At 68.0% G+C, this 428-nt stretch carries 1 protein-coding gene; it reads left to right on the forward strand.

Annotated features, from left to right (window positions below; genetic code table 11):
• The coding region (locus P3R27_RS15350; protein WP_369075746.1) for a carbohydrate ABC transporter permease at nucleotides 1-428 on the forward strand (428 nt) is incomplete at both ends.

Raw genomic sequence — 428 nt, forward strand, 5'->3', positions numbered from 1 at the left:
GCTGTGGATCGTCGGCCTGGCGGCCGGCCTGCTGTTGATGCAGGGCGGCGTGTTCGGCCTGGCGCGGGTGCCGACCTCGTCGTGGGGCGGCCTGCCCATCACGTTGCTGCTGGCGGTGTGCGCGCTGGGCGCCGGACTGCCGCTGGGCGTGCTGCTGGCGCTGCTGGTCAACGAGCCATTTCCGGGCCGCGGCATGGTGCGCGTGCTGCTGATCTCGCCCTTCTTCGTGATGCCCGCCGTCAACGCGCTACTGTGGAAGCACATGATGATGAATCCCATCTACGGCGTGCTGGCCAGCCTGTGCAGGGCGCTGGGCCTGGAGCCTGTGGACTGGCTGACCGAGGTGCCGCTGCTGTCCGTGGTCATCATGGTGTCCTGGCAGTGGCTGCCTTTTGCCTGCCTGATCTTCATCACCTCGCTGCAGTCGC

Source organism: Enterococcus spodopteracolus (genome assembly GCF_030441955.1).
GTDB lineage: Bacteria > Bacillota > Bacilli > Lactobacillales > Enterococcaceae > Enterococcus_B > Enterococcus_B spodopteracolus.